Source organism: Neofamilia massiliensis, assembly GCF_001299475.1.
Taxonomy (GTDB): domain Bacteria; phylum Bacillota; class Clostridia; order Tissierellales; family Peptoniphilaceae; genus Neofamilia; species Neofamilia massiliensis.
Genome location: NZ_CYUJ01000003.1, coordinates 556,592 through 580,465 on the forward strand (window position 1 = coordinate 556,592; position 23,874 = coordinate 580,465).

General features: G+C 34.4%; 23 protein-coding genes. 9 read left to right on the forward strand and 14 right to left on the reverse strand.

The genetic code is table 11. The features are described from left to right. Positions 1–24 precede the first annotated feature (24 nt). Positions 25–1,767: an ABC transporter ATP-binding protein gene (locus BN2667_RS07035; RefSeq protein WP_054252624.1), complete on the forward strand. Its 1,743-nt coding sequence runs from the start codon at positions 25–27 to the stop codon at positions 1,765–1,767. Beyond that, a complete protein-coding gene (locus tag BN2667_RS07040; RefSeq protein WP_054252625.1) occupies positions 1,754–3,499 on the forward strand; it encodes an ABC transporter ATP-binding protein in 1,746 nt (581 codons plus the stop codon). Before BN2667_RS07035 ends, BN2667_RS07040 begins: the two co-directional genes overlap by 14 nt. A 45-nt stretch (positions 3,500–3,544) precedes the next feature. On the opposite strand, the gene BN2667_RS07045 is transcribed toward BN2667_RS07040, so the two are convergent. The 10 genes from BN2667_RS07045 to BN2667_RS07090 all read right to left on the reverse strand — a co-directional run bounded on the left by BN2667_RS07045 (position 3,545) and on the right by BN2667_RS07090 (position 12,285). After that, on the reverse strand, positions 3,545–4,339 hold the full coding sequence (locus BN2667_RS07045) for a hypothetical protein (RefSeq protein ID WP_054252626.1): 795 nt from the start codon (positions 4,337–4,339) through the stop codon (positions 3,545–3,547). After that, a complete protein-coding gene (locus BN2667_RS07050; protein WP_054252627.1) occupies positions 4,336–4,953 on the reverse strand; it encodes a DUF1700 domain-containing protein in 618 nt (205 codons plus the stop codon). Before BN2667_RS07050 ends, BN2667_RS07045 begins: the two co-directional genes overlap by 4 nt. Further along, positions 4,946–5,266 (reverse strand): PadR family transcriptional regulator, encoded by a 321-nt coding sequence (locus tag BN2667_RS07055; protein WP_054252628.1) that lies wholly within the window; start codon positions 5,264–5,266, stop codon positions 4,946–4,948. The genes BN2667_RS07050 and BN2667_RS07055 overlap by 8 nt, the downstream gene beginning before the upstream one ends. 355 nt (positions 5,267–5,621) lie before the next feature. Next, positions 5,622–6,653, reverse strand: a complete 1,032-nt coding sequence (locus tag BN2667_RS07060; RefSeq protein WP_054252629.1) for an asparaginase domain-containing protein — start codon at positions 6,651–6,653, stop codon at positions 5,622–5,624. A 14-nt stretch (positions 6,654–6,667) separates the two neighbouring features. Then, on the reverse strand, positions 6,668–7,846 hold the full coding sequence (locus BN2667_RS07065; RefSeq protein ID WP_054252630.1) for an FAD:protein FMN transferase: 1,179 nt from the start codon (positions 7,844–7,846) through the stop codon (positions 6,668–6,670). A gap of 19 nt (positions 7,847–7,865) precedes the next feature. Then, on the reverse strand, positions 7,866–8,342 hold the full coding sequence (smpB, locus tag BN2667_RS07070; protein WP_054252631.1) for an SsrA-binding protein SmpB: 477 nt from the start codon (positions 8,340–8,342) through the stop codon (positions 7,866–7,868). A 14-nt stretch (positions 8,343–8,356) separates the two neighbouring features. Then, entirely contained in the window at positions 8,357–10,474 is a 2,118-nt protein-coding gene (gene rnr, locus BN2667_RS07075; protein WP_054252632.1) for a ribonuclease R, read from the reverse strand. 12 nt (positions 10,475–10,486) lie between these two features. Then, positions 10,487–10,777 carry a hypothetical protein gene (locus BN2667_RS07080; protein WP_054252633.1) on the reverse strand — a complete coding sequence of 97 codons (291 nt, stop codon included), beginning with the start codon at positions 10,775–10,777 and terminating at the stop codon, positions 10,487–10,489. Between the two features lies 1 nt (position 10,778). After that, the gene (locus tag BN2667_RS07085) at positions 10,779–11,075 is read right to left on the reverse strand and encodes a hypothetical protein (RefSeq protein ID WP_054252634.1); all 297 of its coding nucleotides are present in this window, start codon (positions 11,073–11,075) and stop codon (positions 10,779–10,781) included. Between the two features lie 136 nt (positions 11,076–11,211). After that, positions 11,212–12,285 carry a 3D domain-containing protein gene (locus BN2667_RS07090; protein WP_054252635.1) on the reverse strand — a complete coding sequence of 358 codons (1,074 nt, stop codon included), beginning with the start codon at positions 12,283–12,285 and terminating at the stop codon, positions 11,212–11,214. 415 nt (positions 12,286–12,700) lie between these two features. On the opposite strand from BN2667_RS07090, the gene BN2667_RS07095 reads away from it, so the two are divergent. From BN2667_RS07095 to BN2667_RS07115, 5 genes are all read left to right on the forward strand, one after another. Next, positions 12,701–13,963: a hemolysin family protein gene (locus BN2667_RS07095; RefSeq protein WP_054252636.1), complete on the forward strand. Its 1,263-nt coding sequence runs from the start codon at positions 12,701–12,703 to the stop codon at positions 13,961–13,963. Positions 13,964–14,360: 397 nt separating this feature from the next. Beyond that, the gene (locus tag BN2667_RS07100) at positions 14,361–14,954 is read left to right on the forward strand and encodes a LemA family protein (RefSeq protein ID WP_054252637.1); all 594 of its coding nucleotides are present in this window, start codon (positions 14,361–14,363) and stop codon (positions 14,952–14,954) included. Between the two features lie 4 nt (positions 14,955–14,958). After that, positions 14,959–15,798 carry a TPM domain-containing protein gene (locus tag BN2667_RS07105; protein WP_054252638.1) on the forward strand — a complete coding sequence of 280 codons (840 nt, stop codon included), beginning with the start codon at positions 14,959–14,961 and terminating at the stop codon, positions 15,796–15,798. 128 nt (positions 15,799–15,926) lie between these two features. Next, complete coding sequence (locus BN2667_RS07110; RefSeq protein ID WP_054252639.1) at positions 15,927–16,337, forward strand: hypothetical protein; 411 nt, start codon at positions 15,927–15,929, stop codon at positions 16,335–16,337. A gap of 3 nt (positions 16,338–16,340) precedes the next feature. After that, positions 16,341–16,553, forward strand: coding sequence for a helix-turn-helix domain-containing protein (locus tag BN2667_RS07115; protein WP_054252640.1), 213 nt, complete (start codon positions 16,341–16,343; stop codon positions 16,551–16,553). A 33-nt stretch (positions 16,554–16,586) separates the two neighbouring features. On the opposite strand, the gene BN2667_RS07120 is transcribed toward BN2667_RS07115, so the two are convergent. Next, positions 16,587–17,132 carry a GrpB family protein gene (locus BN2667_RS07120; protein WP_054252641.1) on the reverse strand — a complete coding sequence of 182 codons (546 nt, stop codon included), beginning with the start codon at positions 17,130–17,132 and terminating at the stop codon, positions 16,587–16,589. A 174-nt stretch (positions 17,133–17,306) separates the two neighbouring features. On the opposite strand from BN2667_RS07120, the gene BN2667_RS07125 reads away from it, so the two are divergent. After that, entirely contained in the window at positions 17,307–18,218 is a 912-nt protein-coding gene (locus BN2667_RS07125) for an NAD(P)/FAD-dependent oxidoreductase (RefSeq protein ID WP_054252642.1), read from the forward strand. 25 nt (positions 18,219–18,243) lie between these two features. Here BN2667_RS07125 and BN2667_RS07130 read toward each other — a convergent pair whose 3' ends face one another. The 3 genes from BN2667_RS07130 to BN2667_RS07140 form a co-directional block, all read right to left on the reverse strand. Beyond that, complete coding sequence (locus BN2667_RS07130) at positions 18,244–18,804, reverse strand: helix-turn-helix domain-containing protein (RefSeq protein ID WP_054252643.1); 561 nt, start codon at positions 18,802–18,804, stop codon at positions 18,244–18,246. Positions 18,805–18,807: 3 nt separating this feature from the next. Then, complete coding sequence (locus BN2667_RS07135) at positions 18,808–19,815, reverse strand: LacI family DNA-binding transcriptional regulator (RefSeq protein WP_054252644.1); 1,008 nt, start codon at positions 19,813–19,815, stop codon at positions 18,808–18,810. A 182-nt stretch (positions 19,816–19,997) separates the two neighbouring features. Beyond that, positions 19,998–21,596, reverse strand: a complete 1,599-nt coding sequence (locus BN2667_RS07140) for an ABC-F family ATP-binding cassette domain-containing protein (protein WP_054252645.1) — start codon at positions 21,594–21,596, stop codon at positions 19,998–20,000. Positions 21,597–21,773: 177 nt separating this feature from the next. On the opposite strand from BN2667_RS07140, the gene BN2667_RS07145 reads away from it, so the two are divergent. Further along, complete coding sequence (locus tag BN2667_RS07145; RefSeq protein ID WP_054252646.1) at positions 21,774–23,870, forward strand: 5'-nucleotidase C-terminal domain-containing protein; 2,097 nt, start codon at positions 21,774–21,776, stop codon at positions 23,868–23,870. The last annotated feature ends 4 nt before the right edge of the window (positions 23,871–23,874 follow it).

Here is a 23,874-nt window from a genome sequence, read left to right on the forward strand (position 1 = left end):
GTATAATCATTAGGGGAGGAATGTATGTTTAGTTCACTTTATAAACTAAGAAATTTTTTAAAAAAATATAAGAAGAACCAATTTTTAGCAATTTTTTTCTTGCTTATTTCATATTTTGTCACCTTTACTAAGCCCTATTTAATTGGAAAAGTTGCAGATGCAATTGTTTCTGCCTCTTATACTAAGGAAGAGCTTTTAACTTGGTTGGGAATTTTTGCATTTTTAGTTGTGTCAAATTATTTTATAAATGTTGGCTGGTCTTTTAACCTTTTTAAAAACATTTATTTAATTTCTAGAGACACGAGAAATGAGTTGATGAAAAAATACCTAGGCCAGTTTCCTAGATTTTTCGAAAAGAATTCAACTGGATCGCTAATGGGAAAGGCCACAAACGACATTGAGTCAATGGCAGAAGTTGTTGGCTACGGGATTATGTGTATTTTTGATGCTATTCTTTATCCTATAGCCCTCATACTTTTTATGGTAAATATTTCCTGGCAGCTGACTCTTTTTTGCATTTTAGTTTTTATTCCCTTTATGTTTTTGCTTTTAAAAATAAATATACAACTAGAAGATAAGTTTACTAAACTCCAAGAGTCCTTTGACCAAATGAACGAATTTACCCTAGAGTCTATTTCATCTATAAAGGTCATTAGGGCCTTTAATGTTGAAGATGTCTTTATGAAAAATTTCTCCAAGGAAATTCACAATAACATGGACAAGGACATGGACAAAAATAAAATTTTGCAACTTTATATGCCTCTATCTAGTGGCTTTAATACAATTTTAATGACTGCTTCAATTTTTGGTGGAGTTGCCTTAATTAATAAAGGTGCCATGACTATAGGGTCACTAATTACCTTTACCCTTTATGTTTCTAATCTTTCTTGGCCAGCCTTTGCCCTATCAGACTTTTTGTCTTTGGGTCAAGAAGGCAAGGCATCTATTAATAGGATCGAAGAAGTTTTAGCCTACAAGGAAGACATTGTAGATAGAGATGACGCCATCGCCTTAAGAAGTCCTGAAAGTTTTTCTTTTAAGCACTTAGACTTTAAGTATCCTTCTGCTGACCGCTTGGTCTTAGAAGATATTAACTTAGACTTTAAAGCTGGGTCCACTGTAATTTTAGTTGGAAAAACTGGGTCTGGAAAGACTACTTTATTAAAACAGTTTTTAAGACTTTATGACATTACTGACGGCGACCTTTATATAAATGATCAGGCCATTGAATCCTACAAGCGCAAGTCACTAATTGATAAAATCGCCTACGTGCCTCAAGAAAATTACCTCTTCTCTAGGTCTATTAAAGACAACATCGACCTTTACAGAAATTTTTCTATAGAAGAAATTCAAGCAGCTGTAGACCTTGCTGACTTTCAAAAGGACTTAGACAATTTCCCTAAGGGCTTAGACACTTTAACTGGCGAAAAGGGTGTTGCCCTTTCTGGCGGCCAAAGACAGAGAATAGCCCTAGCAAGAGCCTTAATTAAAGATTCGGAAATTTTAATTTTAGATGACGTCTTTTCTGCAGTTGATACAAAAACTGAAGTCAACATCATCAAAAATTTAGAAAATCTAAGGTCTGGCAGGACAAATATTTTTGCCAGCCACAGACTTTCTGTTATAAAACCTGACGACTATGTTGTAGTCCTTGACGATGGAAAAATCGAAGCCCAAGGTTCTCACCTTGAGGTTTATGAAAAATCTTCTTGGTACAGGGACCAATATGACAAGCAAATGATGGAGGGTGAAAATGACCAAGAATAAAAAATCAAAAGAAGTTTATTCCAGGCTTTTTGCCTATGGAAAAAGGGTTAAGAAAGAACTTACCATAGCCTTTATAATTTTATTTATCCTAACTGGCCTACAAATTATTATGCCTATGCTAATTGGAAATATAATTGACGACAAACTTGGCCAGGACCATTTAATAGAACTTAGATCAATTGGCTTTTTACTTGTAGGTTATTTAGTAGTTGGTCTAATCCAGGCTGTAATTAGGTACCTATCAAGTATGTCCTTTATGAAAACTGCCAACTTAGTTGCCATAGAAATTCGCAGGGACCTTTTCGACCACATTCAAAGGCTGCCACAAAAATATTTTGACAATATTTCTGCTGGCAAGGTCGTATCTAGAATTACCAACGACACCAACGCCTTAAAGTCCCTTTTCCAAACCCTACTTGGCCAAATGGTAACTTCAGCAGTTTATATTATTGCAATTTTCTTTGTTCTATTATTTAAAGGCAGCTGGGCCGTTCTCTTTGTCCTTGTGCCTATGCCAATAATGTATTTTCTAATAAAGTTTTATAACAAGTACTCAAGCCAGTACAACCACGACTTTAGAAGATCTTTGTCTCAAATAAACTCTGATATAAACGAAAACATTAAGGGTATGGAAGTTATTAAAACTACTAATACAGAGGATGGAGTTTATCAGGCCTTTGAAAAAGTTAGCGAAGAAAATTTTCAAACTGGCCTGAAAATTGAGTGGCTAGACTCTTTTGTCTCCTTTAACGCTACCCAAACATTGTCAAATATAAATGTTTTAGTAGTTCTTTTGGTCTTTGGTCTAATGAATTTAAAGGGCAATCCCAACTTTTCTGTTGGCCTTATGTATATACTTTTAGACTACACCCAAAGGATTTACTCTGCCCTCCAACAAGTTTTAAATAGGCTGAGAGAAATTCAAAGATCTCTTGCTGCAGCTGACCATATTTTTGAAATTTTCTCTATGGAAGCTGAAGAAGAAAAAGAAGTAAAGGGATTAAAGCTAGAGGGAAATGTTAGCTTTAAAGATGTTTCATTTTATTACAAAGACGAAGACTATGTTCTTAAAAATATTTCTTTTGAAGTTCCAGCTGGCAAAACCCTGGCCTTAGTTGGCCAAACAGGATCTGGCAAGTCATCTATTATTAACTTGCTCTTTAGATTTTATAGGGAACAAAAGGGTCAAGTCCTCTTTGACGGCGTAGACGCAAATGCCTACAGCCTTTCTGATTTAAGGTCTAACATGGCCATAGTTTTACAAGAGCCCTTTATCTATCAAGGGACCTTAAGAGAAAATATAACTTTAGGCAGGGATTATGCTGATGAAGATGTTATCGCCGCCTTAGAAGCAGTTGGCGGAAAAAATCTCTTTGACAACCTAGGCAGAAACTTAGACACAGTTTTTTCTGAAGCTGGATCAGGTCTTTCTCAAGGAGAAAAGCAAATTATAACCTTTGCTCGAGCTATAATTAGAGATCCAAAAATCCTAGTCCTAGACGAGGCAACTTCTTCAATAGATTCTGAAACTGAAAGCTTTATCCAAGTTGGCTTGGAGAAATTAAAAGAAGGCAGGACGACTTTTGTAATTGCCCATAGACTTTCTACTATAAAAGACGCAGATGAAATTCTAGTTCTTTCCTATGGCAATATTGTAGAAAGAGGATCCCACCAAGACCTAGTTGACCTAGGCGGCCTTTACTATGACATGCTAATGAAAGAAAGCAAATAAAAAATGACTGGAGGAAATTTATTTTTCCATCCAGTCTTTTTATTTTTACTTACTTATACCAAGGTAACCGTTGACCTTGTCAATTTCAATTAAATCTCTTCCTTCTCCTACAACTTCGTCAATAGGATCGTCAGAGAAAAAGTCTACCATATTTTTTCCAAAGATAAAGCAGGCTCCGTTGACCTTAGAAACTTTTATTCTGCTGTCAAGATCTTCCATCTTTAAGGACACCTCTCCATTGACCTTGTCAATACTTATATCAAATGATTCGTCTGCTTTAACTTGTAGGGACCCGTTGACCTTGTTTACATCTAAGGACTTAAGGCTATTATTTATTTTTGTTGCCCCATTAAGCTTGTCCATTTTAAAAGATATTTGTTCAGGCTTTGAGCTATACACTCTTACTACCCTAGAGTCGTTAAACTTATTTCCAAAATTATTGTCATTTGAAGAGTTTAAGGAGTCAATTATTGTAAGCACGCCATTGGAATATTTATAGGAAATATCTTCTCGGGCATTTTCACTTATTTCGATGGCCTCCCTGTCTGATTTTTCTAAGACCAAGTAGCCATTTAATTTTTCTATTTCAATGGCCTTTATTGGTTCAGCCAAGCCTTCTTCTGGATCAAAGTCAAGGTCTGAATCAAAGTCGTCTTTGTCTATAAAGTTTTCGCCATTTATTTTAAAATCAAAGTCGTCTGAATCAATAACTCTTTTTGCTAGGTCTCTAGGACCAATCACTACACCTGCCGACCTATCTTCAAGAAAGTAATAGGAAAATCCAGTTCCAACAAGGGCTAAAATCCCAACTACAAAAACTATAATTATAAACTTTTTCATTGTCTCACCCATTTCCATTTAATAGTTATCCAAGCTTTTTTAAGAAGCTTCCACATTAGTTGAACAAATTTTACTCCTAGGTAAAGTAAAACTATGCCTAAACAAGTTAAAGCTAGCCCAACAAATATCTTTGTTATAGGATGGCTTATTGATAGAGAAACTATGTGTCCAAGACCTGGAATAAATGATACAAAAATCGCAAGCCCTCCTCCTAAAAGACCTATGCCCGCCCCAAAAAGTCCTGCTAGTACAGAAACAATTATAGCAAAGACAGAAGCTACTAAAGATAAAATCAGTGGCGACAAGACTATAAGTAAAATTATCCAGCCGATTTTAGATTTTTTATACTTGTCTTCTTCTAAGTCGTCGTCTAGGTCTTCAAGATCTTCTTCATAGCTAGGTCTTTCTGGCCTTTTATTAAAGTCGCCTTTTAAGTATTCCTTGGCTACATCATCTGGATAGCCTAATTCTTTTGCTATTTCTTCTTCAGTTTTTCCCTTGGCTAGGCCTATGTTAAAGTGCTCTTCGTAGTCGTAGACAATATCTTCTACAACTAAGTCAGGCAAGTCCCTAAGATAATACCTAAGCAGGTCTAAGTAATCTTTTTTATTCATCTTCATCCTCCCTTAAAAGGCTGTTAACTCCATTTACAAATTCATACCACTGGTCAATTTGGTCTTCGTATTGGCTGTAGCCTCTTTCTGTTAACTTGTAGTATTTTCGCGGCGGTCCTGACTGAGACTCTTCTAAGTAGGTGGACACATAACCTTCCTTGCTTAGTCTTCTCAGCAAGGGATAAATGGTCCCTTCTGAAATATTTATATGGCCTGAAATTTTTTCTACCATTTCATAACCATAGTGGTCTCTGTCTTTTAAGAGGGAAAACACTAGAAGTTCTAAAACTCCTTTTTTAAATTGTATGTTCATAAGTCTACCTCTTTTCTTCTTGACTATATAATACCACCAGCTACTAAATAATGCAAGGTATTGTTTGAAATAAAATTGATTTATTTCAATTTTGTTTTTAATTTTTCTAATTTATCTGTGATTTAAGTTTGATTTTTTAAATTTTATTTTAAGTTAGTTTCTTGTTGGTCTTATTTTTATTGGCTTATGACCTTGATTTGTTTTCTTTTAAATAGATTTTCTTTTTAATTTATCTTGGTCGATCATTTATTTTAATTTGGACTAATTTGTTCTATCTTTCTTGCAATTTCAAAATTTAATTTTTGAAAAATAAATAAACCACCATAAGCTTAGCTTACAGTGGTTCAATAGTTTTTTACTTTTCTAGTTTTTCAAAAAATATATTTGTATTTAAATAATCTAATAATTCTTGGTCCTCAAACTTAGACATGCCCAGGAGAACTTTTGCGTGAAGATTTTCCATGGCTGTGTCGTAAATATAGTGGACATTAGCTAATTTTTCTAAGGATGTTGCAGACTCGTAAAGGTCAAAGTCTGATTCAACTTCAGAAATAAAAACTGGAATGTTTTTTTCTAATGCCTTTTCAAAAATTGTATTTACACAAGTTTCTCTTTCATTAACATCTGTATTTAAGGTTCCTGAATGGTAGACTCCTAAAATTATTCCATCAATTTCATCTAGGCTAATTAGGTCATATCTAAGTCCAACATAGGGAATTAACATTAAAATGTTTTTCTTGGCCAAGGACAAGTCGTCGTATAGAGGTTTTCTCTCATTTAATTCTTCAACTGGATGGGCCTGGTCTGAAAGGACAAATTTTCCATCTACAATTTGGCCAAACTCCCTGTTTTTATATCTCTTATAGCCATCAAGAGATTGGTCCATTTGTTTTACTCTTGAGCCAAGATGAACTTGGATTTCTCCTCTTTCGTCCTTATAAACTACAAAGACTCCTTGAACATCACAGGTGTAAATAAAGTCAATTGCTGAAACAAAGTTTATTGTCCCATTTGAAATTTCCATATCAATTGGATGGTTAGCTGAAACTAAAACTAAAGGCAAGCCCTTGGTTGCAAATAACATTGAAAGTACATTTGCTGAATAGGCCATGGTGTCTGTTCCGTGAGTTATTATTACTCCCTTGTAGCCGTCAAGATTCATTGTCCTTATTGACTCTATTAAGACATTTAGTTTTTTTATAGTCATGTTCTCACTTAGGGTATAAATTGGTCTAATAATGTCAAAGTCAAAGCCGTAGAGTTCTTTTTTCTCTAAGACTTCTTTTTTTCTATAAATATCTGCATCGCCAATTGAAAGGGACCTAATGCCATCTACACTTTTTGTTGCAAAGGTTCCACCAGTTTCAATTACTAATATTTTGTCCATAAGGCCTCCTTAAATTAATTAACTGGACTTGCGCCCATTGATTCCATATAAGCTTCCATGCCTGGAGTGTGAACAGTTGTTCCGTCTTTTAAAATCCAAAAACCTTCTACTCCGTCTATTGAATTTATTAAATCAAAGCCGTCACTTACGTCCATACAAAATACTGCTGTTGACAAAAAGTCTGCCAGGGCTGAACTATCTGTTACTATTGTTAAAGACCTAAAGTGGTCTGCTGGATAAAGAGTGTCTACATCTATTATATGGTGGTAGTTTCTTCCGTCAACTGTAAAATATCTTTCATAGTCTCCTGAGGTTACTACACTTTTTCCATTTACGTAGAGAATTTCTTTTATTGAATCAACTGAGTCATTTCCGTGAGCTTCTGGATTTTGAACGCCTACTGCCCAATTATCTCTTTTGCCATCTGATGGACCGCCTATGGCCCTAACATTTCCTCCTGCAGAAATTAATACAGACTTGGCCCCCATTTCTTCAAGTTCTTTCGCCACTAGTTCAACTGCATAGCCTTTAGCAACTGAGCCTAAATCTAGTTTTGTCTTTGGATCAGAAATAAAAACTGTTTTGTTTTCCTTGTCTAAGACTATGCTGTCTATGTTTGTAAAGGAGTCAGCTGCCTTTAGTTCTTCAAGGCTTGGTAGGGCTTTGTTGTCACTGTGGTCGTGACCTTCTTCTCCATAAATATCCATGGCCCTTCTCCAAATTTCTGTAACTCTGCCAAAGGATATGTCGTTTTTGTGAGAATAGTTTTTATAGTCTGCTAAAGCTGATTCTATAAGGTCAAAAAGTTCATCTGAAACTTGAACTGGATTTTTTCCTGCTTGGTCGTTGATAGTATAAACATTGTTTACTCCTTCATAGGCATCGAAGGAAGAAAATTCCTTGTGGAGGTCAGCCATCCTATCTTTTATATAGTTGCTGTACTTGTAGCCTTCCTCATCACTTTCTGCAAAAACTGCAGTTTGGGTAACTGTATCAAAGCTATCAAAAAAATAATTGCTGTATTTATTTAGGCCATCAGTTGCTTCAACTTTAATTGTATCTTCTGATTCTACTTCTTGGCCTTCAACTTGTGTTTGACTTTCTTCTGTTTTTTCTCCAGAAGTTTTTTCCTGGCAGCCAGCTAGACTTAATAAGGCTAGGCCTAGGAGAAAAATTCTCTTAAATTTTTTCATCTACGTCTTTCCTCTTACTTTAATATTTTAAATTTTGTCTCATAGCCCTATCTATTGATCTTTTCGAATCTCTTTCGGCTATTGAATCTCTTTTGTCATAGAGTTTTTTACCCTTGGCCACGGCAATTTCAATTTTTACCCTGCCATTAACCAGGTAAAGTCTTAGGGGGATTATAGTCATGCCTTGTTTTTGAACTTCTCCTTCAAGTTTTCTAATTTCCCTCTTGTGTAAAAGGAGCTTTCTCCTTCTCATTGGATCTTCATTAAAAATATTTCCCTGTTCATAGGGGCTAATGTGCATATTGTCAACAAAGGCCTCGCCGTTTTTAAAAGAAATATAGGCATCTTGAAGGTTGGCCGATCCCTTTCTTATTGACTTTACTTCTGTCCCCTTTAAAACTAGACCAGCCTCAAAGGTATTTTCTATAAAATACTCATGTCTGGCCTTTCTATTTGTAACTAAATTATTGCCATCTAGTTTTTTCTTTTTTGCCATCTTATCTTCCTCTTCTAATTTATTATAATAAAGTCTATGGCATATTTTTCCACATCTACATTATATACTTTTATCTTAACCTTGTCTCCAAGACTGTAGGTTTTTTGAGTTTTCTCGCCTACTGCTGTCATATTCTCTCTATTATAAACATAGTAGTCATCTTCAAGGCTGTTATAAGACACTAGGCCTTCAACTGTGTTCTCTAATTCTACAAAAATTCCAAAGGAAGTTATGCCAGAAATTATTCCCTCATATTCACAACCAATATAGTCGACCATATACTCGGCTTTTTTAATTTTTTCAACATCTCTTTCTGCTTCTTCTGCCAGCCTTTCCATTTTTGACGAATGACTAGCAACTTCAGGAAGGATTTCTTCATAGTGGTCTAGCCTTCTTGAATTTAGACGGCCATTTATGTTTTCTTTAATAATCCTGTGAATTTGTAAGTCTGGATACCTTCTTATTGGTGCAGTAAAGTGTGAGTAGTACTTTGATGACAGGCCAAAGTGAATGTCATTTTCTTCAGAGTACTTGGCCTTTTTTAAAGACCTTAGCATCATTCTAGAAACTAACATTTCTTCTTTCTTTCCTTGGACTTCTTCTATAACAGCTTGAAGCTCTTTAGGGTGAATTTCGTTTTGCGAAGTTTTTACAGAATATCCTAGACCTCTAACAAAATTTAAAAAGGTCATAAGCTTTTCGTCATCAGGCTTTTCGTGGATCCTGTATAAAAATGGTATCTCCTGCCAAAAGTAATTTTCAGAAACAGTTTGGTTGCTAACTAGCATAAACTCTTCTATTAATCTATTGGCCACTCGCCTTTCTTCTTTAGAAATATCTAAAACTTTTCCTCTTTGGTCTAAGTCGATTTTAGTTTCAGCAAAGTTAAAGTCAATGGCTCCCTTGTCGTGGCGTCTCTTGTTTAAAATTTCCATCAGGTCTTTCATGTTTGTAAGAACCTGGCAAATTTCTGGACCTAAAATGTCCTTAGAAGCTTTGTCGTCATCTTCTAAATAGTTTGATACATCAGTATAGGTAAGTCTAGCCTTGGACCTAATTAGTCCCTGGCAAATTTCTGAATTTACAACCTTGCCCCTTGGGTCAATTTCCATTAGGACGCTAAGAGTAAGCCTGTCCTCTCCTGGATTTAGAGAACAAATTCCATTTGACAACTCTTCAGGTAGCATTGGCACAACCCTATCTATTAAATAAACAGAGTTGCCTCTTTTTTTAGCTTCCTTGTCAAGGTCTGAGTATTCTCTTACATAGTGAGAAACATCTGCAATGTGAACGCCTAGAAGAAAGTTGCCATTTTCTAATATTTCAAGGCCAACTGCGTCGTCAAGGTCTTTAGCATCTGCTCCGTCAATTGTAAAAATCAAATCATCTCTAAAGTCCTTGCGAATTTTTAAATCTTCGTCTTTAACACTTAAAGGCATGGCCTGAGCTTCGTCTAAAACACTTTGTGGAAATTCCATTCTTATGCCATGCTTGTAGGCTACAGAAAGAACATCTATGCCATCTTCGTCTGGAAAACCTAAAACTTCTACAACTTCTCCTTCAGGTTTTCTGTCGTCTTCTGGATACTTGGTTATTTTTACATAGACCTTTTGCCCATCTACTGCTCCCTTTAAGTCCTTGGCCCTTACAAAGATGTCGTAATTAATGGACTTGTTGTCTGGAATAATAAAGGCAAAGTCATCTTTTTTCTTTTTGGAAACTTTTCCCACTATGTTTTTTATATTTCTATTTATAATTTTTTTTACATAGCCTTCAGCTTTTTCTGAATCAGTGGCCTTAGTTTTTAAGACAACTAAAACTTCGTCCTTGTCCATGGCTGTGTTTAAATCATTTTTCGCCACAAAAATATCATCTCTGCCTTCAACTATGACAAAGGCAAAGCCTCTTTGGGCCATGTCAACTTGGCCAACAAAAATATTGTCTTGGTCTAAAAGCTTGTAGCGAGATTTTTTATCCTTAACTAGGAGATTTTCTTTTTCCATTTGTTTCAAGGTCTTATAGACAAGTTTTGCTTCTTTCCCTCTTACTCCAATGATTTCAGCTAGATCTTCTTGGGTAAGAGGTCTCTTTGCTTCTTTAATTATTTCAAGTATGTTTTCTTTTAGTGCCATAAGCCCTCCATTTTATTTTTCTAAATCTAAGGCCAGTCTTATAAAGTCTAGGTCCTTGTTAAAAATTCTATCGATATACAAATCGCCTGCTCCTATTCTTAAAAATATCAGATGGTCATTAATACTAGTATAATAATAAGTTAATCCCTCATTTGAAATTGATTTTAATTCTTTTTTATCTATCCTGCCAATTCCTTCTACTAGGTCGCTAACAGAAACTATGGCGAGAACTGGATCTTTATTTATAAGGTCATTTTTTAAAGCGGCCAGGTCTTCTAAGGCCTTTAAAGAGTATTTAATCATTTTAATAGAGTCCTAAAAACATTAGTACCTGATCTTGCTTTATTTCAGGGCCAGAAAAGGATTCTCTTCCTACTTTTAATTCTTTAAAGAGAAAGTCTCTGGCATTTTTTCCTATATTTGTATAATAATCCTTGGCCAATTCATGGTTATAAGTTAGTCTTTCATCGCTTACAGATGAATATAAAAATAAATTTACTGCCTGGTCTAAATTTAAATTATTTTCTTTTAAAAGCGTCTCAATTTCTCTAAGGATAGGTTCACTTAGTTCGAGGCTTACTTGTACTTTTTTCCCAAACATAGGCCCTCCAATTTTTTCTATTTATTAATACCCAAAAGGCTATCATCTATTAATTTTCGGATTTTTCCACCTATAAATATAACACAATTTTTCTCTCCATGCAAAAACCGAGGCCAGTCTTGACCTCGGTTTAATACTATTCTAATACATATACTTTTACCATTCTTCTGCCAAATTGTTTTACAGTGTCTCTAGATTGGAAGAATAAGTCGATTTTATTTCCCTTTATAGCTCCACCTGTATCTTCGGCACTTGCCATTCCATATGATGGCCATTCGTCCATAGACTCAATGTAAAGTGTTGATCCTAGTGGAATAACACTTTTGTCTACAGCTACAACGCCTGGTCTTAGGTTTGTTCCTATAGCTGTTACAGCACCCCAATGACCATTTGATTCAACTGATGCATCATAGGCTGTTGCATTCATGGTTAAAACCTTTAAGATTTTTCTACCATTGATGTAGCCAGATTTAATTTCTTCTGAGCTGGCTTTTGCGTTTGCAATTTTTTCTTTTACTACTTGTACTTCTTTTGTTCCTACTTCTAAAATTCTCTTTACAGGTTTGTTTACAACTTTTTCTTCTACTAAATGAGACTCAACTTCAACCCCATTCATAACAGTGATTCCAGTTGTAACAATTTTTGATCCGTCTTTTCCCTCTTGAATAATAAGAGCTTGGCCCTTATCAATTTCAGGATTTTCTCTTGTTTCTTCTTCAAATGGAATTGAAACAACTTCTGTAACAGTTTTTTCATAAACTCTGTTTACTATAATTAATGGATCCTTGTCTTCTGTAAATCTGATATTTTCAGTTGACTTTGGAATTGTATAGTCTTTTTCTTTTAACTCATAGCCATACTCTTTAAGTATTTCAGATACCTTTAAATTTCCTGTTTGAACTGTCTTTTCTTCTCCGTTGTCAAGAATGATGACATTTTTTGGAGACCTTACGGTAATTTCCATGCCATTTTTTATGGCTGTATCTACTTTGTGACTTAAGTATATATGATCAACTAATTCAATATTTCTTTCTGCTAATAAGTCTTTTACTGTATTTGAAGTAGTATTAATGACTGTGCTTTCTCCATTATAAACAAGGGTTACTTCGTTAGTTAACATAGTTGTAAAGCCCATGCCTATAAGTACAAAAGCGAGCAACATCAATATCAGACGGAACTTTCCTCTGAATTGATTTTTGTTCTGACTCATAATTACCTCCTGTTAAAAACTGAATTGTAACTTTTTTGTAACTTTTCAGCTCTATTGAGATATTAATTTATTTGTATAATTTTGTCAACATTTTTAACCAGTTGCTGTAAGCCTTTGTATATCTAGCTTATAGGGTTTTTTCAAATATAAAGTCATTTTTTCAAGCCCTAGGATTCAGTATTTACAAGGCTTGTAAAAAGTATTACAGAATTGTTACAAAAATATTACCTGAGTTTTTCATTTTTTTACTTCTAAGAGATAAATCTTTATAAGGCTGTTCATTACTAGCCTTTAGCCATTCAAATCTTTGACTTAATTTAAAATAAATTTTCTTAAGTTTTCATTAGGAAGTAGATATTTTTTTATTTCCTGTGGTATAATAAAGGAAATCTTAATTTTAAAGGAGTGTTGATTTATGGGAATTGATCCACTGCCCCAGATAATAGTTGCCTTAGTAGCTCTATTTCTTAGTGGTTTTTTTACCCTTTTAAAGTATTCTTACCAGGACTTAAATAAATTTAAAATCCAAGAGTTTATGGAAGAAGACTTAATTACTAGTAAAAAAGAAGGCCAGCTTTTAATTCTTTTAGATAACTTATCAGACTTGCAAACTGCCTTTCTAATTTCAGATTACTTTTCAAATGCCTTTGCTGCTGCAGCAATTGCATCTATTGGCTATTACTGCTACCAACTAACAGGACTTATTGTCGCTGTTATTGTAGCGTCTATTTTGATTCTAGTAATAGGAGAAAGTGCCCCCTACTATATATCTTGGGCCATGGGCAACAAGGTTTGTATAAAATTTGTAGGCTTTGCCCTTGCTTATACAAAATTCTCCCGCCCAATTTGTTCTTTTGTCAGTGTATCTTCAAAGGCACTAGGCTCACTGTTTGGTCTAGAAAAAGACAGCAAGGAACCAAAAATAACTGAAGACCAACTTTTCAATGCAATGAACCTATCAAAGGAACAAGGTCTCTTAGACGTTAACGAGTATGGCATTATAGAAAAAGTTTTTGATTTTTCCGATACTTATGTAAAAGATGTTATGACGCCAAGAACAGATGTAGTTGCCATTGACATTGAAGACACTAGTATGGACGAGATTATTAAAACTTTTGTGGAAGAAGGATATTCTAGAATTCCCTTCTATGAAAATGACATAGACAATGTCCTTGGAATCCTTCACGTTAAAGATCTACTTCCTATAATAAACGAAAAAGATATAGACATTAGAAAATATTTGAGAAAACCTATTTACTCTTTTGAATATCAAAAATCTTCCTATCTCTTTGCCCAAATGAGAAAAAATAATTCTACCATGGCCATAGTCTTAGATGAATACGGTGGAACTGATGGCATTGTAACTATGGAAGACTTAATAGAAGAAATTGTAGGAGAAATTGAAGACGAATATGACGATGACTCAATAGATGAAGAAATTAGAGTCTTAAACAAAAACGCCTACCTTTTAGATGGAGCTTTAAGATTAGAAGACTTAAACGAAAGACTAAACTTGAGATTAGAATCAGATGAGGTAGATACAATAGCAGGATTTATTTTCGAAAAGTTCGATAGGATTCCTGAACAAGGAGAAGTATTAGAATATGAAAATCTTATTTTTACTATCTTAGACTTAGACAAAAATAGAATTTCAAAAATTAAATTACAAGTAAAATAGCAAGCAGCCATCTGCTTGTTATTTTTTTTTATTTTTCCAAAGAAAAAACTGGAAGCTTGACTCCCAGTTTTTTTCTTTTTCTAACAATTTTTAATAAGAGGTAAATAATAGTAAGTTTGATTGATAACTATTATCAACTATTATTATAGCAGAGGTTTTTTTCTTTTCTTTAAAATTTTACAGGCCTTTTTTTAGGCTTTTACATATTTTATTTTTATTTTCTTGTCTAGCTAGTTTTTTAACTAATAAATTTTGTCTTGAACTTGTATTTTGGGGTATTAATTAAACATAAAGATTTAGTTTTTATAAGACAAGACTAAAATTAAAAACTTTTTTCTTTTTAAAAACAAAAGCTTGCTAATATATTTTTTAACTTACAAGCATAAAGGAGGATTTTATGAAAAAAGGTGGAAGCAAATTTTTAATTATTTTAATTATTGTTGTAGTAATAGGACTTGGGCTTTTTAATACCTACAACGGCCTAGTTGTAACAGAAGAAAAAGTCAACCAGTCCTACGCAGACTTACAAACAGCAGTACAAAGAAGGGCTGATCTTATTCCTAACTTAGTTAACACAGTTAAGGGCTATGCAACCCACGAAGAAGAAACACTTACAAAAATTACTGAAGCCAGGTCTAAGGTAACTAGTGCATCAAATCCTGAAGAACTTTCTAAGGCAAATGCAGAACTAACTAGGGCCCTAGGCGACATTAACGTAGTTGTAGAAGCCTATCCTGAATTAAAGGCCAATGAAAACTTTATTCAACTTCAAGACGAACTTGCTGGAACAGAAAATAGAATTGCTGTAGCTAGAAAAGACTACAACGGCGTAGTTAACACTTTTAATTCTCAAGTTAGAAGGTTCCCTACTTCTATTTTTGCAAAAATTTTAGGCTTCTCTCCTAAGGATTATTTTGAAGCTGATCCAGGTTCTGAAAAGGCACCTACAGTTGACTTTGGTTATATCTTTGTAAAAAACTACCTAGGATAAGACCATGAAGGATAGAACTTTTAAAAAGTTTATTCCTCTCTTCTTAATTCTAATATTTATTTTATCTACCCTGCCAGACCTAGTCTTTGCCATAGACTTGCCTGACCCATCTAGAGAATTTTTCTACTACGATCAAATGGGAGTCTTAAAAGAAACTTCTAAAGAAGAAATAATGAAGACTAACATTGAGCTTCAAGGAAAGACCAAGGCCCAAGTAGTTTTAGCAACTATTAATGACCTAGAAGGCTATCCAGTTGAAGACTACGCCTTGGAACTTTTTAGAAAATGGAAAATTGGAGATGGAGAATTAAATAATGGCGCCCTAATTCTTTTAGCCAAGGAACCAAGTACAGATAGGTATTCTATTTATATTACAACTGGTTACGGTCTAGAGGGAATATTAAATGATGGTAAGGTAGGTAGAATTATTGATGAGTATTTTTTGCCCCTAGTTGATAGAAACGATTTAGGAACTTTTGATGAGGCTTTAATGGAAACTTTTAGAGCTGTAATATCTCAAGTTGCAATAGAATACGGAATAGAATTAGAGGGAAACTACCAAGATTATATTAATACTTTAAATAATCAAAGTGATGGAATAGACCTTTTTACCATTTTAATATTGATCATACTAATTGCATTTTACCTAAACTTTTGGCGTGGACCTAGAGGTCCTAGAGGCAGAAGAAGAAGGTATAGAGGAGGCTACTACGGAGGTTATAGTTCTCCAGGAAGCTTTGGCGGAGGATTTTCAGGTGGAGGTTCTTCATCTGGAGGCTTTGGCGGAGGATTTTCTGGCGGTGGCGGATCTTCAGGCGGCGGTGGAGCAGGTAGAAGTTTTTAAGATTGGATGATAAGTCCAATCTTTTTTATTTGCAAGTATTTTTTAGAGAAAACTTGTCTAGTAAAATTTTTCACAAATAATTATTGATATTAATTATCACTTATATTATAATAGCCTTGGAGGAAAAAATGATTACTATAATAGAAAGAAATTTTAATTTCTTGTTGCAAGCAATAGAAAATAAGGACCAAGACCACATACGAGAGATTTATAAGGCTCTAATAAAAAACAAAGACCGAGTCCAACAACTTACAATCATTTCTAGCTTAAATACAATGACTTACTTACACTATAAAAAAGCCTTTGGCTTAAATAAAACTTGCATTGAAGGAGTTTATAGCAATAACCTAAAAAAAATCTCCCAAGGCTTTATTGACCCGCTGATTTTAGAAGACTACTACAACTGTATTAGGACAAATATCCCAATTGAAAATGAATACATAAACACTGCTTTAAATTATATAAGGGAAAATCTAGACCAGGATCTTTCCCTAGACCTAGTAGCAGGCAAAGTTCATTTAAATAAAAATTATTTTTAAAATTTGTTTAAAAAGACAACTGGGGCTTGTTTTTGTAAATATGTAAACTCACTGAGAATAGAAAAAGCCAAAGACCTTTTAGGCACAAGCTCCTATCCTCTTGACTACATAGCCCAAAAATGCGGCTATAAGTCTCAAAGTCATTTTTCAACTACATTTTTAACCTACCAAGGAACTAGTCCTGGAAATTTTAGAAAACAAGCTAGGTCAATATAAAAAAGATGAGATCGTAAAAAATCTCATCTCTTTTTATTTAAAATTTTCTTTTTCCATTTGGGTGTACTTGTTAATAAAATCAGACTTGCCTGCAATGTAGTCTTCCCTACTCTCAGGAAACTCTTCAGCTAATTTTTCCTTTAAAGACTCGTAGTTTTTTGCCATTCTTGGACTTTTTCTAAGGGCATTGCGAAAATAAATTTCATCAACATCTCCTGTCCTTCTAAGGTGGATGTGGAATATTTGATCTTCTTCTCCATCTTCTCTGTAGCCTTTGTTTAGTGAAATTCTAGATTTTTCTGTCAGCATTTTCTTGTAGCCACTTTTTACTAGGAGAAAGGCTAAGAAGTTCATGTCTTCGTTTTCTGGAACTTCAACTAGTATATCGATTATGTCTCTAGCCTTTAAATTTGGCACAGCAGTTGAGCCAATGTGGTGGATCTTATAGGACCTGGCTTCGAAAATATCTTTAAGATTGTCTCTTTCTTTTTCGTATAAATTTGGCCAGTTGGGGTTTGGGTTTTTTATTTCAATGGGATAAGTCTTCCAAAGTTCGTTAATTGTTAAATCTTCTGTCATTTTATCTCTTCCTTTTATTATCATCTCTTTCTATTATAGTAAATATTTTTCTTTATTTAAAGTCTTTGAGCCAAGGCTTTAAGAAGATTTGTTGAAAGTTTTTTATTTTCTAGCAAATAAAAATTTTTAGTCTTATAATAAAAGAGTAGTACTTTATTTTATGAGGAGGTAAGTATGTACGATTTAATTATTGTTGGCGGCGGACCTGGAGGAGTATCTACAGCAATTTATGCTCTTTCAAGAGGTCTCAAAACCCTATTAATAGAAAAAAATAAAATTGGTGGCATGATTGGAAATATTTCTACAGTCACCCACTACACAGGACTCATAGCAAATGAAACTGGTAAATCCTTTGCCAAAAAAATGGCTGACCAAGTTTCTTCCTATGGCCTAGAAGTTGTCTATGAAGAAGTTATTGGCACAGATTTAAAGAAGCCAGAAAAAATTGTAAGAACTAAAGACAAAACTTATAAGGCAAAGGCCATTGTCCTTGCCAGCGGCACAAGTCCAAAGAAATTAGGCTTAACCAATGAAGAAAAATTTACAAAAAAAGGCCTTTATCAAAACGCCCAAAATGACCACGACTATTACAAGGACAAGGTAGTAGTTGTAGTAGGAGGATCTGATGGAGCTTGTAAGGAGGCAATTTTTCTTTCTAAATTTACAAGAGAGGTCCACCTGATCCACCATGGAGATTTTTTAGGCACAGTTAAGGAATTTAAAACTATAATCGAAGAAAGGGATAATATAATAGTCCACCTATCATCAGCTGTAAAGGCAGTAGATGGAGATGACAAAGTCAATAAAGTAACTTTAACAAATTCTCAAAGTGGAAAAGACGAAGAGATTTCTGCAGATGAAATTGGAGTCTTTGTTCACATTGGAGCAAATCCAAATGTCTCTATAGCTGACCAAGTTGAAAAAGAAAATGGCTATTTTAAAACTGACGACTGGTGCAGGACAAATATTCCAGGAGTCTTTGCAGTAGGAGATGTTAGAAATACAAACGTCCGCCAAGTTTCTACAGCAGTTGCCGATGGAACTAGGGCTGCAATTAAAGCAACAGAATATATTAAATCTCTATAAAAAAATTAGGCTTTTAAGATTGTTCTTAAGAGCCTTTTTTTTGATAAATTATTTTTTTGTTCTTGTAGGCCTCAATGGCCTCATAGCGATTTTTCACTTGCATAGACTTATAAATCCTAGACAAGTTATTTTTTATAGTCTTTTCACTTAGGTAAAGTTTCTTTCCTATTTCCTTGTTAGTAAGACCTTGGGCCAGTAAAAATAAAATCGACCTGTCCCTGTCTTCTAAAAGTAAAGTCTCTTCTTTTTTTTCTTCTATTATAAAAAGTCTTTTTAAATCTCTTATAGAAGATTCTGCTCCAAGAACATTTATAAAGTCTGGAGTTTTTCCTAAGTCTTTTTTTTCTAAATCAAAAGTAATTAAAATTAAAAGCTTGTCTATGGTCTTTAAGTTTCTAATTTTATTTCTATAATCCACATAGTATTTATAGTCAAAAAGCAAAATATCTAAGTCTTCGTAGAGGACATAGTCCATATCATAGGAGCCTATTAATAAATGGCCACACTCTTCATCTACAAAACTTTGGCAGAGCCTGTAAATGGCCTGGCCCCTAAGTTGAGATGACGATACTACAGCATATTTCATGGTTTAAAGTTTTTTTACACTTTCCCTTTCTATTATTTGGTAAGGTAAAATCAATTTTTCCTTTGGCATTTTGCCTTCGCCTTTAATGGCCTTAATAATAGTTCTTACAGAAACTGCACCATAGTCGTAAAGGGGTTCTTTTACTGTTGTAAGTTTTGGCCTGTAAAGGTCTGCCATGGTAATATCTCCCATACCTGTAACAGATACGTCTTCAGGAACTCTAATACCATTGTCTTTAAGCATATTAATAACCCTAATAGCTCCTTCGTCTGAGAAAACTGCAAGGGCAGTAGTTCCATTTTTTACAGTTTTTAAAATAGAATCTTTTGCGTCTAAAAATCCTTCTTCAGAGTCTTCGCTTACAGATAGAATTTCAGATTTAAGGCCTTTTTCTTTCATTGCTTCCATATAGCCCTTTTCTCTAAAACGTTCAACTGTTGCTTCTAGGTCTTTTTTATTGCCTAAATAAGATATCTTTTCATGGCCCATAGAAATAATATATTCTACTAAAGCTTTGGTAGATTCAGTGTTGTCTATAGTTGTTGTAGAAATTTCGTCATTTCTATAATACCTATTTAAGTAGGCAACTGGCACCTTTAGACTTTTTAGGTATTGGATTCTTTCAGCGTTGTCAGATTCAGTTATTACAATTATTCCCTCAACTTGTTTTTGTAAAAATAATTTCATGTATTTGTTTTCTATTTCAGGATCGCCATAGGTTGAAGAAACTAAAATATCGTACTTGTACATCCTAGCAACTTCTTCTACTCCTCTTAAAACTTGAGACACAAAAGATAAGCCAAAGTCTTCAACTATAACTCCAATAATATTTGACTTTCTAGTTACTAGACTTCTGGCTATTTCGTTTGGTTCATATTGTAATACTTCTATGGCATGAAGTACTCTTCTTCTGGCCTCTGGACTTACAGGTTTAGAGTCATTTACAACCCTAGAAACTGTAGAAATAGAAACATTGGCCATTTTTGCAACGTCTTTAATTGTTGCTGCCATTTTACCACCTCCAAGTGATTTTTATTCGTTCTTGTGAATATGTTTTCCTATAATCATTATGAATGAAGAAAATATCTTTGTCAATTAATAAATAGAAGTTTTTTTAATTTTTAGGAAAATTTTTCCCAAATTTTTTCAAAGAAAAAAGCCTAAGATTTTTATGATCTCAGGCTTAAATGTATTTACTTTTCTTCCTTGTAATACTTGTCAATATAATCTTCATAAGAAATTTCTTCGTCCCTATAAGTTCCGTCTTCAAATATTTCAATTATTCTGTTGGCAACTGTAAAGATAATTTGAGTGTCGTGGGAAGTAAATAAAATATTTCCCTTGTAGGCCTCCAGCCCCTTGTTGACAGCTTCAATTGATTCAAGGTCTAAGTGGTTAGTAAGTTGGTCGAAGATTAAAAGGTTTGATGGCTCAACCATCATCTTTAAAAACATCATCCTAACTCTTTCTCCTCCAGAAAGAACACTTGCCTTTTTTAAAGCCTCATCTCCTGAAAAAAGCATCTTTCCAAGATAGCCTCTCATTTCAATTTCAGATTGCTCTTCTGAATACTGTCTCATCCAGTCAATTAAGTTTAGGTCAATGTCTTTAAAAAATTCGTTATTGTCCTTGGGAAAGTAGTCCTTGGTTATTGTTTGGCCAAATTTAAAGGACCCTTCATAGTCGTCTGTATTTCCATTTATAACTTCAAAAAACTTTGTTATAGCTAGGTCATTGCCTATAAAGGCGATTTTGTCATTTTTGTTTACTATAAAGGACATAGAGTCAATTAATTTTTTGTCGCCATCTTTTAGACTTAGGTTTTCTACAATTAAAATATCGTTACCTGGCTCTCTTGAAAGTGGAAAGCCGACGAAAGGATACCTTCTAGTTGATGGTTTAATGTCATCTAAGGTGATTTTTTCTAGAAGTTTTCTCCTTGATGTTGCCTGTCTGGCCTTGGACTTATTTGCTGAGAACCTGGCAATAAAGTCTTTAAGTTCCTTGGCCTTTTCTTCCTTTTTCTTGTTTTGTTCCTTGGCCATTTTTAAGGCGAGCTGAGATGACTCATACCAAAAATCGTAGTTGCCAACGAAGAGAGAAATTTTTCCATAGTCTACGTCAACTGTCATTGTACAAACTTCATTTAAAAAGTACCTGTCATGAGATACAACTATTACAATGCCAGGAAAGTCCATTAAAAAATCTTGCAGCCAAAGGACTGCTTTAATATCTAATCCGTTAGTAGGCTCGTCTAAAAGTAAAATATCTGGACTGTCAAAAAGAGCTTGGGCAAGTAAAACTTTAATTTTGTCTGCCTCTTTTAAGTCTGCCATTAACATATAGTGTTTGGAAATATCAACGCCTAGGCCTTGTAAAAGTGTTGCCGCTTCTGCTTCAGCTTCATAGCCTCCCATTTCTGCAAAATCTGCCTCTAGTTGGGCTGCCTTCATGCCGTCTTCGTCTGAGAAATCTGCCTTCATATAGATGGCTTCCTTTTCCTTGCTAATGTCATAAAGTTTTTTGTTGCCCATTATTACAACGTCTAAGACTACTTGGTTTTCAAAGGCATAGTGGTCTTGGTTTAATTTAGACATACGGGCATTTTTGTCCATGGTTACTGATCCCTTGGTCGGTTCTTTTTCACCTGCAAGGATTTTTAAAAAAGTTGTCTTTCCTGCTCCATTGGCTCCTATAATTCCATAGCAGTTGCCTGGACTAAAAACTAAGTCTACATCTTCAAATAGTTTTTTGTCTGGAAAGATCATAGAAACATTGTTTACTTGTAACATTTATTCCTCCAAAATTATTAAAATCTCATTTTAACTTTTAACATTATATCAGATAATAATTAAAATAAGAAAGTTATTTAAAGATTTCTATTTTTAATGATTTTATGGTCATCTTGTGAAAAAATGGGTATAATAATTTTATAAGTGTATAACATTTAAATATTTAGGAGGTTATTTATGAAAAGAAATCGTATCTTAGGCCTTTTAATGGCCCTAGTCTTAGTTGTAGGTCTAGTCCTACCTGGTCAAAAAGTTTTTGCTGCTGACCAAAAAGTTATTACTATCCTACACACTAATGACGTTCATGGAAATGTCGTTGAAAACGAAAAAGATGGAAAACTTGGATATGCAAAATTAAAAACTTTTGCAGACTCTAAGGAAAACGCAATTTTAGTTGACGCAGGAGACGTTCTTCACGGAACAACTTTTGCAACTATTTCAAAGGGCCAATCAATTGTTGACCTAATGAACTTAGTAGGTTACAAGGCTATGGCCCCTGGTAACCACGACTACAACTATGGATCAGATAGACTAAAAGAACTAGCTACTAAGGCAGAATTCCCAATTTTATCAGCTAATGTTGTAGACAAAGACGGAAAACTTTTCCTAAAAGACAGAACAATAATTGATGTTGACGGCGTAAAGGTTGGTATTTTTGGAATAACTACTCCAGAAACTAGAACTAAGTCTAATCCAAAAAACACTGAAGGCCTAGGCTTTACAAACTACATTGAAGCAGCAAGAGTTCAAGTTGCTCAACTTAAAGAAGAAGGATCAGATGTAGTTGTTGCACTAGTTCACCTTGGCCTAGACCCAGCATCTAAAGAAAGATCTGACGTCCTAGCCAAAGAAGTTGCTGGCATCGACCTAATTATTGACGGCCACTCTCACACTGACTTAGCAAATGGTAAGCTAGAAAATGGAGTATTAATTGCTCAAACTGGCGACCACACTAAAAATATTGGCGAAGTTACCCTAGTTGTTGAAGATGGAAAAGTTAGTGCAAAATCAGCAAAACTTCATCCATATGAAGAACTAAAAGGTCTTGAAGCCAATAAAGAAATTTTAGGAAAAATCGAAGAAGTTGAAAAAGCTAACAAACCTTATTTAGACAGAGTTGTTGGCAAAACTGCAGTAGACTTAGACGGTCTTCGTGACCACGTAAGAACTGGCGAAACTAATTTAGGTAACCTAGTTACAGATGCAATGTTAAACCTAACTAAGGCAGATGTAGCCTTAACTAACGGCGGCGGCATTAGAGAATCTATTGCTAAAGGCGACGTTACAATGGGCCAAATTCTACAAACATTCCCATTTGCAAATTATCCAGTTGTTATTGAAGTAACTGGTCAAACTATTAAAGACGCCTTAGAATATGGTGTAGATTCTGCACCAGAAGTTGTAGGAAAATTCCCACACATTGCTGGCATGACCTTTAAATATGACCAAAATCAAAAACCAGGTTCAAGAGTTTTTGATGTAGTCGTTGGCAAAGAAGCCCTTGATTTAAATAAAACTTACAAGCTTGTAACTAATGACTTTATGGCTGGTGGTGGAGACGGCTATGAAATGTTTAAGGGAACTAAGAAACTATCTGAATATCCACTACTTTCTGAAGTCCTAGCAGACTATATTGAAAAAGAAAAAGTTGTTGAACCTAAGGTTGAAGGCAGAGTTGTAGCTGCAGCTATGCCTAAGACAGAAGAACAAGTAGGCTTTACTGATATTAAAGGCCACTGGGGAGAAGAATTTATAAACTCAGTTGTAGAAGATAAAATCTTTATGGGAACTTCAAAGACAACTTTTGAACCAAATGCAAATATTACTAGGGCTATGATTGTAACAACTCTTTATAGACTAGAAGGCATGCCAGAAGTTAAAAACCCAGCTGAATTTTCCGATGTTAAAACAAATATGTGGTATTCAGACCCAATAGCTTGGGCAGCTGCAAATGACATTGTTAAAGGCTATGAAGATAAATCTTATAAGCCAGACCAAGAAGTAACAAGAGAAGAAATGGCTGCAATAATTTCTAGATATCTAGCCTACAAGGCTGTACCTGTAACATCAATGCTACCAGAAGCCTTTGCAGACCAAGACAAAATTGCAACTTGGGCATTAACTGATGTACAAACAGTCCAACTTACAAAGATTATGTCTGGTAAACCAGGCAATCTATTTGACCCACAAGGCAAGGCAACAAGAGCAGAACTTGCAAAAGTTATGTACCAAATTAACCTATTAGTTAATGCTGAAGTAAAAAAAGCAGCTTAGATAA